The 16117-nt window shown below is 62.3% G+C and carries 20 protein-coding genes; 9 read left to right on the forward strand and 11 right to left on the reverse strand.

The window, feature by feature from the left end:
* Nucleotides 1-95: 95 nt before the first annotated feature.
* From HKD21_RS03405 to HKD21_RS03445, 9 genes are all read right to left on the reverse strand, one after another.
* Nucleotides 96-992, reverse strand: a complete 897-nt coding sequence (locus HKD21_RS03405) for a DMT family transporter (protein WP_194254209.1) — start codon at nt 990-992, stop codon at nt 96-98.
* Between the two features lie 78 nt (nt 993-1070).
* Nucleotides 1071-1352, reverse strand: coding sequence for a hypothetical protein (locus tag HKD21_RS03410; RefSeq protein ID WP_194254210.1), 282 nt, complete (start codon nt 1350-1352; stop codon nt 1071-1073).
* Nucleotides 1349-2092 (reverse strand): c-type cytochrome biogenesis protein CcmI, encoded by a 744-nt coding sequence (ccmI, locus tag HKD21_RS03415; RefSeq protein ID WP_322782899.1) that lies wholly within the window; start codon nt 2090-2092, stop codon nt 1349-1351. The genes HKD21_RS03410 and ccmI overlap by 4 nt, the downstream gene beginning before the upstream one ends.
* Before the next feature lie 2 nt (nt 2093-2094).
* Complete coding sequence (locus tag HKD21_RS03420) at nt 2095-2565, reverse strand: cytochrome c-type biogenesis protein (protein ID WP_194254211.1); 471 nt, start codon at nt 2563-2565, stop codon at nt 2095-2097.
* Nucleotides 2562-3116 carry a DsbE family thiol:disulfide interchange protein gene (locus HKD21_RS03425; RefSeq protein ID WP_194254212.1) on the reverse strand — a complete coding sequence of 185 codons (555 nt, stop codon included), beginning with the start codon at nt 3114-3116 and terminating at the stop codon, nt 2562-2564. Before HKD21_RS03425 ends, HKD21_RS03420 begins: the two co-directional genes overlap by 4 nt.
* Nucleotides 3117-3128: 12 nt before the next feature.
* The gene (locus HKD21_RS03430) at nt 3129-5108 is read right to left on the reverse strand and encodes a heme lyase CcmF/NrfE family subunit (protein WP_194254213.1); all 1980 of its coding nucleotides are present in this window, start codon (nt 5106-5108) and stop codon (nt 3129-3131) included.
* Nucleotides 5109-5115: 7 nt separating this feature from the next.
* Nucleotides 5116-5619 (reverse strand): cytochrome c maturation protein CcmE, encoded by a 504-nt coding sequence (gene ccmE, locus HKD21_RS03435; protein ID WP_062030116.1) that lies wholly within the window; start codon nt 5617-5619, stop codon nt 5116-5118.
* Complete coding sequence (locus HKD21_RS03440) at nt 5616-5783, reverse strand: hypothetical protein (RefSeq protein WP_167315815.1); 168 nt, start codon at nt 5781-5783, stop codon at nt 5616-5618. The genes ccmE and HKD21_RS03440 overlap by 4 nt, the downstream gene beginning before the upstream one ends.
* Nucleotides 5780-6541 (reverse strand): heme ABC transporter permease, encoded by a 762-nt coding sequence (locus HKD21_RS03445; RefSeq protein ID WP_194254214.1) that lies wholly within the window; start codon nt 6539-6541, stop codon nt 5780-5782. Before HKD21_RS03445 ends, HKD21_RS03440 begins: the two co-directional genes overlap by 4 nt.
* A 212-nt stretch (nt 6542-6753) precedes the next feature.
* Between HKD21_RS03445 and HKD21_RS03450 the strand changes: the two genes are divergently transcribed.
* Nucleotides 6754-7173, forward strand: a complete 420-nt coding sequence (locus HKD21_RS03450) for an EVE domain-containing protein (RefSeq protein ID WP_194254215.1) — start codon at nt 6754-6756, stop codon at nt 7171-7173.
* A gap of 9 nt (nt 7174-7182) precedes the next feature.
* Here HKD21_RS03450 and HKD21_RS03455 read toward each other — a convergent pair whose 3' ends face one another.
* Nucleotides 7183-7701 carry a hypothetical protein gene (locus HKD21_RS03455; protein ID WP_194254216.1) on the reverse strand — a complete coding sequence of 173 codons (519 nt, stop codon included), beginning with the start codon at nt 7699-7701 and terminating at the stop codon, nt 7183-7185.
* A gap of 154 nt (nt 7702-7855) precedes the next feature.
* Here HKD21_RS03455 and HKD21_RS03460 point away from each other — a divergent pair, with 154 nt between their 5' ends.
* Both HKD21_RS03460 and HKD21_RS03465 read left to right on the forward strand, forming a co-directional pair.
* Nucleotides 7856-8695 carry an EcsC family protein gene (locus HKD21_RS03460; RefSeq protein WP_194254217.1) on the forward strand — a complete coding sequence of 280 codons (840 nt, stop codon included), beginning with the start codon at nt 7856-7858 and terminating at the stop codon, nt 8693-8695.
* 27 nt (nt 8696-8722) lie between these two features.
* Complete coding sequence (locus HKD21_RS03465; protein ID WP_194254218.1) at nt 8723-9112, forward strand: MAPEG family protein; 390 nt, start codon at nt 8723-8725, stop codon at nt 9110-9112.
* On the opposite strand, the gene HKD21_RS03470 is transcribed toward HKD21_RS03465, so the two are convergent.
* Complete coding sequence (locus tag HKD21_RS03470) at nt 9099-9302, reverse strand: hypothetical protein (protein WP_194254219.1); 204 nt, start codon at nt 9300-9302, stop codon at nt 9099-9101. The genes HKD21_RS03465 and HKD21_RS03470 overlap by 14 nt on opposite strands.
* Before the next feature lie 117 nt (nt 9303-9419).
* Between HKD21_RS03470 and aat the strand changes: the two genes are divergently transcribed.
* From aat to HKD21_RS03500, 6 genes are all read left to right on the forward strand, one after another.
* The gene (gene aat / locus HKD21_RS03475) at nt 9420-10097 is read left to right on the forward strand and encodes a leucyl/phenylalanyl-tRNA--protein transferase (protein ID WP_194254465.1); all 678 of its coding nucleotides are present in this window, start codon (nt 9420-9422) and stop codon (nt 10095-10097) included.
* Nucleotides 10094-11014, forward strand: a complete 921-nt coding sequence (locus tag HKD21_RS03480; protein WP_194254220.1) for a hypothetical protein — start codon at nt 10094-10096, stop codon at nt 11012-11014. Before aat ends, HKD21_RS03480 begins: the two co-directional genes overlap by 4 nt.
* The gene (locus HKD21_RS03485; protein WP_194254221.1) at nt 11011-11625 is read left to right on the forward strand and encodes a hypothetical protein; all 615 of its coding nucleotides are present in this window, start codon (nt 11011-11013) and stop codon (nt 11623-11625) included. Before HKD21_RS03480 ends, HKD21_RS03485 begins: the two co-directional genes overlap by 4 nt.
* Before the next feature lie 164 nt (nt 11626-11789).
* The gene (locus HKD21_RS03490) at nt 11790-12197 is read left to right on the forward strand and encodes a hypothetical protein (RefSeq protein ID WP_194254222.1); all 408 of its coding nucleotides are present in this window, start codon (nt 11790-11792) and stop codon (nt 12195-12197) included.
* A 63-nt stretch (nt 12198-12260) separates the two neighbouring features.
* Nucleotides 12261-12764 (forward strand): thioredoxin-dependent thiol peroxidase, encoded by a 504-nt coding sequence (gene bcp / locus HKD21_RS03495; RefSeq protein WP_194254223.1) that lies wholly within the window; start codon nt 12261-12263, stop codon nt 12762-12764.
* A gap of 125 nt (nt 12765-12889) precedes the next feature.
* Nucleotides 12890-16078: a DUF3971 domain-containing protein gene (locus tag HKD21_RS03500; protein WP_228120890.1), complete on the forward strand. Its 3189-nt coding sequence runs from the start codon at nt 12890-12892 to the stop codon at nt 16076-16078.
* Nucleotides 16079-16117: the final 39 nt, after the last annotated feature.

Here is a 16117-nt window from a genome sequence, read left to right on the forward strand (position 1 = left end):
GGGCTCATTTCACAAGGAAATTATCGCACAATCGCCGCAGGACAAAGGAAGGCAACCATAGAAAATCCGGATGCCGTCACAGCGAGGAAACGGCTTCAGGATTCCACGATCTGGGCAATCGGACGACGGCCATAGGTATTTGTTAGGATCACACCCGCCATGACGACCGCCCCCCCGATCAGGGTGCGCAGGGACGGGACTTCACCGGTCAGGAAATAGGCCAGAACCATCGTCACGGGCGGCAGCAGATAAAGCAGCGCCGCACCGCGCGAGGCACCGAGATGCCCGATGACGAACCCCCAGGCGGCATAGCCGAACGCTGCCGGGAAAATGCCAAGCTCCAGCACGGCGGCCTGTCCCTGCCATGAGGCGTGAGAGAAGCTCGTGAGGCCCTGAGGCAGCCACGGGGTCAGGAAAATTGCACCCGAAATCAGGACATAGGCGATGGTGGGCAGGGCGCCGTAGCGGCGGATCAGGCCCTTCTGGAGGATCGTGTAAAACGCCGCGCAGACGGCGGCGCCAAACACCAGCGTGGCGCCGGAGCCAAAGGAAAGACCGCCGCTTTGTCCCTTGGCGATCATGGCGACGCCGCTGAAGCTCAGAAGCGATCCGGCCCAGCCCCAGCGGGACATGCGTTCGCCGAGGAACACCATGGCCAGAAGCCCCGCCATAAGCGGGGCCGCGCTGATGAGAAGGCTGGCCGCTCCGGACGAAACGGTCACTTCTCCGCAGTTGAACAGTATGTTGTAGAGCATGATGCCGATCATGCCGCAGGCGAGGATCTGTGGAATATCGGCGGTCAGAGGGCGTGCGGGACGTTTCCAGCAAATCCAGAAGGCCGCCATGATGGCTGCGACGGCATAGCGCAATGCTGCCAGCGGCACGGGTGCAAAATCATGCAGGGCAATCCGGACAACAGGATAGGCGCTGGCCCAGGACAGAATGGCCACGGCGACAAAAAACGGCAGGGTGCGTCCGGAAGATTGTGTCATTCCTGTTTATTAGCAGGAATGTTTCGGAAGCGGGAAGAGTCTCGAAGGCGGGATAAGCGCGTTGCTCATCCCGGCATGTCATCGCAGCCAGCGGTCGCCGCTGAAACGGTTGTGGGAAAAGAGAAAACCGGCCACCAGCCCGATGGCAGCGAACATGATGGTCCACAACGAGATCGGCAAAAGCAGGGTGGAAACCGCCGAGAGCAGGACCATTCCGGCAAACGCGCAGACTGCGGATTCGAGAAGGCGCGGGCCGTAATGACGCTCAGCACCGCAATGTGGGCATTTCTCCGATGTCGGGCGCATGGCGTTGCGACAGACGGGGCACAGCGCGATGGCGTTGGCTTCGGGTTTTCTCACTGACCGTTATTCTCCTGATGTTCGCCGACCGCGATACGCGCTTCCACGGCCATACGCCAGGGCGCATCGGCCGGTGCCGCGGCCAGGGCGCGGCGATAGAGGTCGAGGCTTTCGCCAGAAATATGGCTGCCGTTGCGACTTTCAAGCTCGGCAAGGCGAATGGCAAGCTCGGGCTCGAAATGGGCGCCGAGAGCGATCTTCCAGTCCCGGATCGCGTCATCCGTCAGGCCGGAGCTGGCTTCGACCTGCCCCAGCATGAAATGCCCGGTTGCATAGGTCGAGGATGTGGCGGGGATCGTGGCGACTTCAGTCTGAAGTTTATGGATCGTCTCCAGACCTTTCGCATCCGGTCCCGTCTGGCGCTGACTCAGCGGCTGGGGCGGGAGGGAAGGGTGTCCGTTGACGATGTAGAGCGCAAACGCCAGCACCGGGATGCCAAGTCCGACCGCCAGAACAGGAAGAACCCGGCTGCGTTTTACCGGTTCAGCCGAAAGATCTTCGACGGCGGCTTCCTCGTCTGTGGCTAGCAGGCGGCGCTGAACTTCAAGGCGCGCGGCTTGATATTCCTCGCCATTAATGAGGGCAAGCGCGTGATCGCGCTCTAGATCGCCAAGCTGTCCACGATACAGCGTGAGGGCGGAGTCGCGGGCATTCACCCGGCGGCGCAGGGTTCGCAGGCCCAGAAAGGCGGGGCACAGGGCCACCGCGGCGATAATCAGGATTCCCAACCAGAACAACAAGACTACTCCCGGCCCGAAAGGGCATCCAGACGCGCGCGCTCGTCATCTGTGAGCGGCGCAGGCGTGGCGACGACGCGGCGTCTGGCCGTTCGCCATGCAATGACAAGTCCGGCCACCAGCGCGAGTGCCGGCATCAGCCAGAGCAGGGCGGTGGACCATGAAAACTGTGGGGCCAGACGGATGAATTCGCCGTAGCGTTCGGTCATCCAGCCCATGATCTGCTGATCGCTTTTGCCTGCCGCGACCTGCTCGCGGACAACCTTGCGCAGATCGCGGGCGAGAGGAGCACTGCTGTCCTCAATGCTCTCGTTCTGACAGACCAGACAGCGCAGATGAGCACCGAGGGCTTCGGCCCGTTTTTCCTGCGCTGGGTTGGGCAGCATTTCGGCAGGATCGTCCACGGCAAGGGCTACGCCGCCGCCGATCAGGCCAACCGCGAGCAGCAAGGCCGGAAAGCGTCTGGAAGCCTTCATAGTCCGGCCAGCCTCGGGCGGATTTCCGCCTCGTAGATCTGCGGGTCGAGGGCTGCGCTGCCATGCCAGATGATGCGGCCGCCGGGTGCGACCAGAAAGCTCTCGGGCACGCCGGTCACGCCCCAGTCGATCGCCACGCGGCCATGCCGGTCGGAGGCGACGCGGGCGTAAGGGGAGCCGTCGCGCTGGATGAAGGCGCTGGCGTTTTCGGGCTTGTCCTCATAGGCGATGCCCCAGATCGGCATATTACGCGAGATGGCGCGCAGGCCGGGCATTTCCGCCACGCAGGGAATGCACCATGAGGCGAAGAAATTGACCAGAACCGGGCGGTGCTGGGCTTTAAGTTCCGCATCGGTGAAACCGTCGCCAAGACCGGGGAGGCCGGGCATGGCGAAGCTCGGGATGGGTTTGCCGACATTGGGGTTCTTGATCGCGCGGGGGTCGAAGGCGCCGCTGCGCATGTCGCTCAGCATCCGCCAGAACCCGACGCCGAGGACGCCTGCGCCGATAATGGGCACGGCCGTGAGGAGGCCGCGTCGTGTTACGCTCATGTCCGTCTCTCCTCAGGCACGGGCCATGTTGCGGGCAGCGGCACGCTTGGGTGCGCCGATCCGCATCCGGCGGTCAGACAGCGAGAATGCCCCGCCGATCGCCATGACCAGCCCGCCGAGCCACATCCAAGGGGCGAGCGGATTGCGGTGCAGACGCAGGACATAGGTCGCGTCCTTGCCCGTACCGTGCCGGTCGCCCACCACGCCGTATAGATCCGTGATGAAATTGGTGTGGATGGCGACTTCGGTCGTGGTCTGGCTCTGCGTCGTGAAGTCGCGTTTTTCAGGGTGCAGGATGGTCACGAGCTTGCCGTTGTGACGGATGGCGATGTCGGCCTGCATGGCCTTGTAGTTCGGGCCGATATAGTCGTGGACGTCCAGAAGGGTCCAGTCGTCTCCGGCCAGAGAGCGCGTTTCGCCGATATGCACTTCAACGATGGCGTGCTTGGCTTGGGACATGCCGCAGAGCCCGAGAATGGTGATGCCTGCGCCGATATGGGCGAGTGCCGCACCCCAGCTTGAACGCGGCAGGTTCTTCATGCGCTCCCATACGCCCTGCGCGGACGTATGGCCGATGCCGATCCGGCGCAGCACGTCGGAGACGGACGCTGCGATGACCCAGATGGCCAGCGCGCCGCAGGCGATGGGCAGGATGCCGGAAAGCTTCCAGAAGCACAGGGCCAGCCCGATCGCTGCAATGCCAGCCGCGACATAAAGATGCGAGAACGTCCGGGCGAGTTGCGCGCGCTTCCACGGCAGGGCCGTGCCGACGCCCATCGCCAGAAGAAGCGGCAGGGTCAGCGGGATCGTGGCGGCATCGAAGAATGGCTTGCCGACGGAAATGGTACGCCCGGCCAAAAGCTGCATGAAGGGCGGGTACATCGTGCCTGTGACGACAACAGCGCAGATCGAGCAGAGCAGGATGTTGTTCAGGACCAGCGAGCCTTCACGCGAAACCGGAGAAAACAGGCCGGTCGAGGTGAGGGAGGGCGCGCGCCATGCGAACAGAGCGAGCGAGCCGCCGATGACGATGGCGAGCAGGGCGAGGATGAACACGCCGCGGGCGGGGTCGTTGGCGAAGGCGTGGACCGAGTTCAGGATGCCCGAGCGAACGAGGAACGTGCCCGACAGGGAGAACGAGAACGTCGCGATGGCCAGCAGGACCGTCCAGATTTTCAGGCCTTCGCGCTTTTCCACGACGATGGCGGAATGCACGAGGGCCGTACCCGTCAGCCAGGGAATGAGGGAGGCGTTTTCCACCGGGTCCCAGAACCAGTAGCCGCCCCAGCCCAGCACATAATAGGACCACCACGAACCCAGCGCGATGCCGCAGGTCAGGAAGCACCAGGCCGCCACGGCCCAGGGACGGACCCAGCGACCCCATGCGGCATCAACGCGGCCCTCAATCAGGGCGGCGACCGCGAAGGCGAAGGGAACGGCGAAACCGACATAACCGGTGTAGAGAATGGGCGGATGGAAGGCGAGGCCGGGGTCCTGAAGGAGCGGGTTCATGCCCTGACCGTCCATTGGCGCGGGGAAAACACGCTCGAACGGATCGGACGTCAGGAGGCAGAACATCTGGAATCCAGCGGAAACGCCGCCGAGAATGGCCAGAACGCGCCCGCGCAGGATGTCCGGCAGGTTGCGGCCGAACAGGGACACCGCACCGCCGCAGACGGCGAGGATCAGCGTCCAGAGCAGGACGGAGCCTTCGTGGTTTCCCCAGACGCCCGTAATCTTATAAAGCAGCGGCTTGGAAACGGCGGAGTTCGCCGCGACGTTCTGGACCGAGAAATCGTCGCTGACGGCGCACATCACGAGGCAGAGGAACGAATAGCCCAGCGCAAGCAACTGTGAGACCGCGAGATAGGGCGCAAGCCCCACGAGGCGCGCGTCGCGGCGGTTGGCGCCCCAGAGTGGGACGGCGAACTGCACGAGGGCGAGTACGCAGGCGAGGGCCAGGGCGAAATGGCCCTGTTCTGGTCCGAACATCAGGCGATCAGCCCCCTGCTTTCTTTGCGGTCATGGTGTCCCAGCTTGAGGCGTCCGGCGCTTTGCCGAAGCGCGGGTCCCATTTGCCGGTGCGTTTGAGTTCGTCCGCGACTTCCTTGGGCATGTAGGTTTCGTCATGCTTGGCGAGGACTTCGCTGGCCGTGAAGCCGCCGTCCTTCTGCACGGTGCCGAGGGCGACGACGCTCTGTCCTTCGCGGAAGAGGTCGGGAAGGATACCGGTGTAATGGACCTCGACCGCGGCCTGTCCGTCCGTCACCTGAAAGGCGTTCACGGGGGTGCCGTTTTCGTTGATGCGATGCAGGCTGCCGGCCATGACCATGCCGCCGAGGCGGATGGTGCGATCGGGTGAGGGCGGACTGGCTTTCACCTGCGACGGTGCCATGAAGAACACGATGTTGGACGAGAAAGCGCGCAGGGTCAGGGCGGCGGCGGAGCCGACACAGGCCAGACAGGCAATGACGATCCAGAGACGACGGGTCTTGCGGGTCATGATGCTGACCTTTCACGGCGGCGGGCATGGCCTTCGACGGCAGCCAGACGGGCCTTGGATTTCCGCAGGCGCAGGGCGGCACCGACGCCGAGGACAAGGGAGCATCCCAGCGTCAGGGCATAGGAGGCCGCGATATACGGCCAGTGGTTCGGGAGATGCATCATGCTGCTTGACTGTCCCTGCGGTCGAGACGCGAACGGGCCATCATCTGGCGCGCACGGCTTTCATGGATAGCGGCGCTGAGCCGGGTGAAAATGACGGCTGCAACACCGAGCGTGAAGCCGATCGTGCAGATCAGCAGCGGCCAGAGCATCATCATGGACATGGTGGGGGCGCCGGTCAGGGTGATGCTGTCGGGCTGGTGCAAGGTGTTCCACCACTGGACGCTGAACTTGATGATCGGAAGGTCGATCACACCGGCCAGAGCGAGGATCGCGGCGGCGCGCTGGCCGCGGGCGGGTTCGTCAAAGGCGCGGATCAGAGCGATGTGGCCGAGATAAAGAAAGAACAGCACCAGCATGGACGTCAGGCGCGCGTCCCAGACCCACCAGGTGCCCCACATCGGCTCGCCCCACAGTGAGCCGGTAATCAGGCACAAAGCGGCGGCGCAGGCACCGACGGGGCCGATTTCAATGGCGGCCAGATCCGCCAGCGGATGGCGCCACACCAACGAGAGTACACCGCAGATCGCAAGTCCGAGGTAGCAGGACGATGCCAGCCAAGCCATTGGGACATGCACATACATGATGCGGACGGTGTCGCCCTGCTGCCAGTCGGCTGGGGCGATGAACAGGCCCCAGATGACGCCGACTACGAGAAACACGATCGCGCCACCAGTCAGCCAAGGCAGCAGCGTGCGCGCCAGACGCAGGAACTGCCCCGGATTGGCATAGCGATGGAGCAGGTTGGGGGTAGGGCGCACTGGGACACGGACCTCGGCAGAGTGGCAACGCGGCGATGGGTTCCCCGCGAAAGGTTCCCCATTGAAATAGTCCGAAGCAATCATATTCGGAAGAGGCGCGTTGTCCCATTGTTCCGATCACTGTTATCACGTTTCACGGAATTGAGCGCAAAATGCCCCAAGGGCGGCTTTTGGGGCGACCCTTGGGGCGGCCTTTGTGGCGGGAGTGAGAGATGGCTTTCTGGCTGGTGAAATCGGAACCCGAGGCGTTCTCATGGGCGCAGCAGGTCCAGAATGGCGTCGAGCCGTGGACGGGCGTACGCAACTATCAGGCACGCAACAATCTTGCGGCGATGAAGATCGGCGATCTGGCGTTTTTCTACCATTCCGTCAGCGAGAAACGGATTGTGGGCGTGGTGGAAGTCGTGCGGGAAGCTTATCCAGACCCGACTGCGGATGATCCGCGCTGGGTCTGTGTGGATGTGAAGGCGATGGGGGCTTTTGGACGTCCCGTGAGCCTCGCCGAGATCAAGGCCGATCCGGCTCTGGCGGATATGGCGCTGCTCAAGCAGTCCAGACTGTCCGTGGCGCCGGTAACGGAGGAGGAGTTCCGTCACCTGACGCAGATCGGTGGATGGGTACGTCTCTCTTAGTGAATGGGCTTAGTGAATGGGAGAGGCGTCACCGTTGACGAGGATGTTCGTCTGGCCATTGACTGGATGACCGGCATAGCTCGTCGGTGAGTCTTCGTCTTCATAAGGCGACTGTACAGGGGCGTTGAACTTTACCGGCATGCCGAACAGCGTGAAATGGGACGGCAGGTTGTTGGGGCCGTTGGTTTTCTGCTGTGCGTTCGGACCGGGCATGCCGACTGGCAGATGCGTCCGCACCCGATCGCTATAGCTGGCGAGGGCAGTTTCCGAGTCTTCCACTTCTGTGTAGCCATGCGGCGGAGGTGGGGCGCCTTCATCGGGGAGAGCTGCCGTCTGTGCCGGGGTCAGCGACTTCGCTGGTGCGCCCACGATCTGCCCCGAGGTCGGGCCCATCTGCGGCAGGTTGGCCGTCCCGTGAGAGGCGTGATGGTGACTGTGATTCGGGGCGGCAAAAGCCGGAGAAACGGCCGGAACGAGGAGGCTGGCTGCCAGCGGCGCAGACAGGATCAAGCGCGATAATGCGGTCATTGGTGTAATTCTCCTCACCCCGACGGTGCTCGTCCGGATAGTTGGCCCGGGTAGTCTTCTGGCGTCGATATCCCCATGATGGTGCCATGTTAGGATATGAAACCTGCTATCCGGTAAACGGTTTCGGGTCTTACGAACAGGAGTTTTGATCGTCATGACCTCAGTGAATGACACGCAGCTTCCGACCAGCAATTTCGCCTCGACGGCGCTGGACGGGGATTCCCTTGCACAGCTTCAGTCGGTTCTTGAAAAGGTGGAGCAGGGCCGTGGGGTTCTTGTGCGTCTGGCCGACCTGATGGGCGGCGCGGTCGGGCAGGCCGCGCGACTCGGTATGCAGGGACTCGGGCTGGCACCATCAGTGCAGGAAAAATTCCACAAGACGGCAGAAGTCGCCATCGAACGGGCGTTCCGTGTGGCTGTTTTGGGTATCGACAACGATGCGCCCGCTCCGCGTGATCCGATGCGCGAGAATCTGGGGCAGGCCGCCGTGGCTGTCTCAGGTGCGCTTGGTGGCTTCGGGGGAATTTTCGGTCTTGCGCCGGATATCGGCTTCACGACGCTGACCATCATGCGCGAAATCGCCCGCATTGCGCGCGAGGAAGGCGAGGATCTGCGTAACGAAGACACGCGCCGGGCGTGTCTGGAAGTCTTTGCGCTGCGTAGTTTCCCGGCGCGCCAGAGCGACGAGGAAGGTGAACTGGGCTTCTTCTCGGCGCGTGCGCTGCTGCGGGGACGCCCCATCGTGATGCTGATGGCAGAAGTGGCGTCGCATTACGGAATCGGCCTGTCGCGCAAGTTCGCGTTGCAGATGGTGCCAGTGGCGGGGGCTTTGTGCGGGGCGTCGCTCAACACGGCATTTCTGGCGCATTACCGGGCGCTGGCGCGGGCCCATTTCACGATCCGTCGTCTGGAACGCACCCATGGGCTGGCCGTTAAGGAGGCTGCTGCCGACCTGCGTGCAGGGGGAATGGGCACGTCTGAAACATTTTCCTGATTTTCAGGACTTCCCGGAGAAACGCGCATGCCGATCGGTCTTGTCTGGCTTGGATGGACACTGGTGCTGGCGTTCGTTCAGCTTTTGCTGACCGCGGCAGCCTGTCGGCAGCAGGACGGATTGCAATGGGCTACTGGCAACCGTGATGGCGAGCCGCCCCGTTACACCGGAGTGGCGGCCCGTCTGAAACGGGCGCAGGCCAATCTGGCGGAGACACTGCCGATCTTCATCGGCGCAGTTCTGCTGGCATGGGTGTCGGGCCGTTACAGCCCACTAACAGGCTGGGGTGCAGGAATGTATTTCCTGACGCGCGCGATCTATATCCCAGCCTATGCTTTTGGCTGGGATATAGTCCGCAGTTTGATCTGGGGCGTCTCGATGGCTGGGTTGCTGCTGGTGCTGATCAGTCTGCTGTAAGTGACGCTTCGGTCATGGACGGGGGCTCGACGCCTTTGCGCATCACCCATAGATCTATGAGCGCTGAAATGACCAGACAGGTCGCACTGACTTTGGCCAGAACCATCAACAGGCCATGTATTTCAGGCATCAGCAGTCGCAAAACGCCGAGAATGACGAGAATGATGGCGTAAATGAAGGCAAGCGGCACGGGTGGTCTCCCTGAAGATAGCCCCCCTTTACCATGATCGCTGTTCCCACAGCCATGAATTCGCGTGACGCGGCCGGGGATGCTACGGTTCAGGAAACGGGTAAAGACTGTGTCATCATGGACGAGATAACGCCGGACCTGCTGCTTCAGGCTTATGCATCGGGGATTTTCCCCATGGCCCCGGACGCGGAAAGCACAGAACTGACATGGTATCTGCCAGAAGAGCGCGGAATCATGCCGTTAGACGGAATGTACGTTCCGAAAAAGCTCATGCGTCTCGTGATGTCGGGCAAAATGGCGGTGACGGCGGACCGGGTGTTCGATGACGTCATGCTCGCCTGTGCAGAAGCTGCTCCGGGGCGTGAGACGACATGGATCAGCGCGCGTATTCGCAGCCTTTATGGTGATCTGCACCGTCAGGGAAACGCCCATTCCATCGAAGTCTGGGATGGCGAGGCGCTGGTTGGCGGCCTGTATGGCGTGTCGCTGCGAGGGGCTTTTTTCGGCGAGAGCATGTTTTCGCGGGAACGTGATGCTTCTAAGGTGGCTCTGGTCCATCTTGTCGCAGGGCTGCGACAGGGGCGATACACGCTGCTGGATACGCAATACACCACACCTCATCTGACGGGGCTGGGTGGGATTGGTATTTCGGCGGAGGATTATCAGTCCCTGCTTCATCAGGCGCTGACCGTGCGTGCGGTCTGGCCTGACGATTTCAGCCTTCAGGCCCTGCGTGAATCCATTGCGTCCCTGCGTGCGCTTCCCGGGCGCGCGCCTGCCGGAGATCCGCCATGACTGTTTTTACGCGCCCTGTTTTTCCGAGCGCCGTGCCGCTCGGCCTGCTTATGGCTGGTCTGTCTGTGATGACACCGGCCCATGCGGACGATCATCCCCGGCTGACGCCGACGCGGGATGTCACGGTCGTGTATGAGCTTTCCACCCCTTCGAGTGCGGCGAAAGGCCGTCCCGATACCGTCAAGGTGGCGTTCTCGGGCGCTGGTGACCTGTTACGGATCGATTCGCAGGACGGCAACGGGGTGACGATTCTTGATCGCCCGGCGCAGCAGGTCACGCTCGTGATGATGAAGCAGCAGGTCTATACGCGCCTTCATCCAAGCCACGGTCTGCACAATCCTTTCATGCTCGATCTGGATATGCAGTACACGGCCGCCGGTCATGACACGGTGGCGGGAGTGGCGTGCGATCGCTGGACCATTCAGAGCAGCCATGGCAGGGCCAGCGCCTGTGTGACATCGGATGGTGTCATTCTGGCTGAAAACGGCGTGGATGCGGACGGCGTGGAAGGCTCCATCAAGGCGCTTTCGGTTTCCTATCAGGACATCCCGTCTTCCACATTCGAGCCGCCGGCAGGATTTCATATGCTGGAGCCGAAAATGCGTCCGGCCCATCAGAGTCAGGCGGGGAGTGCGACGCCCTCTCCGGTGCCGGAAGCCTCGGGCACAGATATGAAGACGACGACGCACGAAGCCGCGACGTCCGATGTGCCGGATTCAGACACGCCCGTTCTCGGGGACAGGGATACGCCCGCGCCGGCAACGACTATGCCGGGCGCGCATACGACGTTACTGCCGGGACAGACTGCTCAGCCTGATACGACGCAGCCGTCCGTCTCTAACGATTCTTCGGGGGATGGCTCCGTGTCTGCGCCTGATCAGCCGCCGAGTGGTCCGGCCGATGGAAACCACAAATGAGAATGATGCTGCTGCGTGCTGTCGGAACAGCGGCCTGTCTGTTGACGGGGGCTGTTGCTGGAGTTGCCGCCAGAGCGGATGTGTCGTCGGGACCGGTTCAGGCCCAAGCACAGATTACGGCTCCGCTCGTGACGCCGCTTCATGATGCCGATATCGATTATGTCCTGACAGAGCCTGCGGGACAGCATCTGCATCAGCGGATGCGCTGGACGTCCGCTTTATGGCGTCAGCGGATCGAGCCCGAAGGGTCGGCTACGATCATGCTGACGGATTACCGCTCCCATATCCTGATGGTGCTGGACGGTACGAAGCGCACTGCCACGGTCATGCCCGCGCCGGGTGCAGGCTTTGCCGCCCCCGGAACCCCCGCTGCCGGATCATGGCGCAGAATGGGGCAGGGTAGGATTGCTGGGGAAGCCTGCACGATCTGGGAAAGCACGGACACTGATCGTCACCCGACCATCTTCTGTTACACGGATGACGGGTTGATGCTGGGGGCGGTTCACGACGGAAAGCCGGTTGTGGAAGCGGTCTCGGTCAGCCGTTCTCCGCAGCCGATCGACGTTTTCGACCCGCCGCCGGGCTATCGCCGGGTCGAATCGCCGCACTGAGGGACGTTCTCCGGGATGAAGCTGCTGTCTGTTACAATTTGTCCGGCTCCTGCCATGATTGACGCCTCTTGCTGCCATTTTCAGCAGGCATGATATTTCTCATGGACAGAAGAGCCCGTTTTGACAGGCTCTTCTGCTCCACGTGTTTCGAGGAGAAAGATGCCATGCGTCGCATCACACGTGCAGTTCTTATGGCCGCTCCGCTGCTGATCGGTTCCGCAGTTGTCCCGAATGCTATCGTGCCGCAGGCACAGGCTCACTGGCATGGTGGCGGTCCGGGATATGGTCCGGGCTATTATGGTCGCGGCTATGGATATGGCGCCCCCCCGGGCGGTTGGCGCGGTGGTGGCTGGCGTGGCGGGTATCATAACCACTCTGGCGCCATTGTCGGCGGCATTCTGGGCGGGCTGGCTCTGGGAGCCGTCGGTGGTGCTCTTCTGGCGCAGCCTTATGGTCCGCCGCCGCCACCTCCCCCGCCGCAGGTGGTTTATGCTCCGCCGCCGGTCATCTATGCGCCTCCGCCGCCAGTGGTTTACGGACCGCCGCCTGTTGTGATGTATCCGGGATACTGATCCCGGAATACTGAACGGTTTTCGTCCGGTTTGCCTTGATCGGATCGGACGGGTCGGGCAATCATGCCGGTTATGACCGTTTCTTCACAGAATACAGACCTGCAACCGGGTAACCGGGCGCCAGATTTTACGCTTCCCGCTTCTGCCGGGCGCACTGTCAGCAGTGCTGCACTGAGCGGGAAGCCCTATCTGCTGTATTTCTACCCGAAAGCCGACACACCCGGCTGTACGACGCAGGCTTGTGGCCTTCAGGAGGTCCTGCCTGCATTCGATGCCGAGGGTCTGACGATCATCGGCGTGAGCCCCGACCCGGTGGCGAAAATTGAAAAATTCGCCACGAAATATGGTCTGAAGTTCCCGCTGGCCTCGGACGAAGACCATACGGTTGCCGAGGCTTACGGAACTTGGGTCGAGAAATCCATGTATGGCCGGACCTACATGGGAATGGAGCGCAGTTCTTTTCTGGTGGATGACCAGGGTGTCATCCGGAGCGTGTGGCGCAAGGTAAAACCCGCGACACATGCCGCTCTGGTGGCAGAAGCTTTCCGGAACCTTTCGGAAGCCTGAGGGCTTATACCCCCAACTCTCACGAGGGAGACAGGCCGGAAACGCGCCGATGACCGTCTATGGCCGTCCACGACTTCCCGCGTCCTCCCCGCAGGCGTTTGAATCCGTTTTGTCCAGGCCCCCACATGCCGCGACACTGGCATGTGGCGCGCTGGGTTGGTCTGATCTGCGTCACGCCGGTCGCGCTCGTGGCGGCTGCGGGCAGTGTATTCCTGTGGAAACTGGCCCACGGCCCCGTGGAGATCACGCGCGTCTTCCATCTTGTGGAGCCGGTCTCGATTGCGGCGGGCAAACGTCCGGGACATCCGGCAGGTCGGCTAAGCTGGGACAGGCTCTGGATCCAGTGGCAGCCGAGTGCGGGCGGCGTTCCAGCCGGTCTGGTGCTGATGGCGCGCGGGCTGAAAGTGACCCGCTTTGACAATCTGGTGGCGGAACGCGCGACTGAGGCCGATGCTGTTCTTTCACTGAGTGCGCTGTTTGAAGGCGTGATTGCGCCGCGCACACTGCGTCTCGAAGGTGCAACTCTGGCCCTGCGCCGTTTGCCTGACGGCGATGTGGACATGGATCTGCCAGAGCAGAAACGGGGTGGCCGGGGTGTGCCGACGCGGCTCGACCGTCTGCGGGCCGTGGATGTCCACAATGTCTCCATTACATTCGCTGGGCTTCCACAGGACCGGACCGCCGTCATCGGCGACGTGGACATGAAGGCGCGCCGGATCCGGGTGGCGCCACATTCACGGGATTTCGTGTGGGTCGGGTCCGGGCGGGCCGCGGTTGCGCTCGATGGATTTCATACCATCCTGACGGCACAGGCCCGTCAGGTCGGGCATAATGGACTGTTGCATCTGGAAGCGACGCCGTTTGAGCCGGCCCAGCTTGGGGTTTTCAATCCACAAGCTGCGAACTGGCATGTTCCCGTGTCCATCGGGGCAGATGCGGTTTTTGTGCCGCAGGGGATGGATGCACTGCCATCGGAACTGACGCTGAACCTGTCTCTCGGGGACGGGAAGGTTTTTCAGAAAACCGCCGATCCGATCCATCTTCATGCAGGGCAGGCGAGCGTGCATCTGCGGATGGACCGTCCGGGCCTGAAGGGTGGTGCACGGCTCGACGTGCCTTCAGCAACGCTGGACGTGGCGGATACCGACGGTGCGCTGACCCATTTGCAGGCTTCGGCCAGTGTCGGGCTGGACAATCTGTTCAAGCCAATGGTGCTGGACGGAGATGCGGAGGCCGGGCTGGATGCGATCCGCTTTGCAACGCTGGGTTCCATCTGGCCGGCCACGATCGTCAAGGGCGGTCGACGCTGGGTTTCAAAGAACGTCACCGACGGGACCGGGCGGGATCTGCACGTCAAAGCCCATCTGCACAGCGATCATGGGCCGGATCAAATCCTGCCGACCTCGGTTGAGGGACAACTGACCGGACATGACCTGACGGTCCACTGGCTGCGTCCTGTCCCTCCCGCGACGGGGCTTGATGCGTCCCTGCATTTCGACGGCCCCGAAACGCTCGTCATTGATCTGAGCCGGGGTGTCCAGCCCACGGATGTGAAGCAGAACGTGCTGCTGCCGGATGGAGAAATCCGGATCGGAAAGCTCTATGACAAAGACCAGACGGGCGATATTTCCGCGCATCTGACGGGGCCTCTGGCGGGGTTCATGTCCGCTCTGTCGCATCCGAGGCTCCATCTTCTGTCGCGACATCCGCTGCCGTTCACGCAGCCTGCGGGGATGGTGGATGCACATGTTCGCATGACGCTACCGCTTGTGTCGCATATCCCGGACGGCGCGCTGCATGTCTGGACGCAGGCGACTTTTTCGGGCGTGCATCTGGGGAATGTCCTGATGGGACATGCGGTGGACGGGGCTTCGGGCAAAATGTCCGCCACCGAAGATGCGCTTGATCTGACCGGTAATGGCCAGCTCGCGGGAATTCCCACGCATGTCGTGTTGCATGAAAATTTCCGGGGTGGTGCGCCATCACGCGTGTTGCAGACAATTGATGCGCGCTCGGTTCTGGACCCGCAGTCCGCAGCAAAAGCCCGGCTTGCACCGGCGGGGCTGTTTGACGGCCATGCGGTTCTGAACGCGCATTTCGTGCAGCAGGCCAACGAAACGTCCGATCTGAAACTGTCGCTGGACATGACGCAGGCGGCTTTAAGTGTGCCGATCTGGGCCAAGCCTCTGGGTGAGCCTGCGACGGCTATGGTGCATATCGGGTTTCAGGATGGGAAAATGTCTGTTCTGGACGGGTTGCAGGCGCATGGAACCGAACTTTCCGTGGCGGGGCGGGGTGTGACGCGTGCGGGCAAGCTGACCGGGATCGTACTGGAAGGCTTCCGTATTGGTCGGACGCAGGGGGATGCGCGTATTGTCCTGCCGCAAAGTGCGGAACAGCCTGTTGGCGTGACGGTCAATGCGGACCCGCTGGATCTGGCGCCGATGTTCGAGCCGCATCCTCCGGTTGCGGACACGGGATCGCAGGGCGGGAAAAGCGCGTCGATGGGGGATAGCTGGTCCATCTCCCTGAACGCGCCGCATGTCTATTATGGCCCGAAAGCGCAGGTGGGCGGTGTCGTCTCGCAGATCGAACTGCGCAACGGACATCTGACATCGGGGCGCTTTGCTCTGGATGCGCCGACACGGGTGCGGGCGGTTCTGGGCGATACGGGGCGGGAGCATCCGTTCGTGCTGGATATCGATAATCTGGGCCTGCTGCTGCAAAATCTGGGGCTGTATGATCGCATCCGGGGTGGAAAGACGCATCTGGACGGGGTGTTTACGCCGGATGAAACCAGTGTGCGGAAAGTTCCAGAAGGACGGAGCGCGAAATCGGCGGGGCTATGGGGCGGTTTGCCGCCGTTCCGTGGGTATGTGGACATGGGACCCTCCGAGTTCCTGCGGCCGCCGTTGACGCTGACGGCGGTGTCCGATCTCTCGCCACTGCACTGGCTGACCAATCATCTGGACCGGTTTGAAATCACCCATCTGTCTACGCGGCTCAGTCTGGCGGGGAATATGCTGGTGCTGCGTGACGGGGTGATCGGCAATCAGGCGCTTGGAGCCACGATGGAAGGGCCGATTGATCTGAAAACGTCCGGGCTGAACCTCAACGGGACGATCGTGCCGGTTTTCGGGCTGAATGCGCTTCCGGGGAAATTGCCGGTTCTGGGGCATCTGATGTCCCCCGAGAAGGGTGGCGGGCTGCTGGCGGCGACGTTTGAACTGCATGGAACGGTTGAAAAACCCGATCTGTCAGTCAATCCGCTGTCGATGCTGTTGCCGGGCGTTCTTCGGCGTATTCTGCATTAAGGTTGGGTTTGGGGATTATCCTGACGGGTCGGAAGCCCC

Source organism: Gluconobacter cerevisiae, assembly GCF_015244675.1.
In the GTDB taxonomy this organism is placed as follows: Bacteria; Pseudomonadota; Alphaproteobacteria; order Acetobacterales; family Acetobacteraceae; genus Gluconobacter; species Gluconobacter cerevisiae.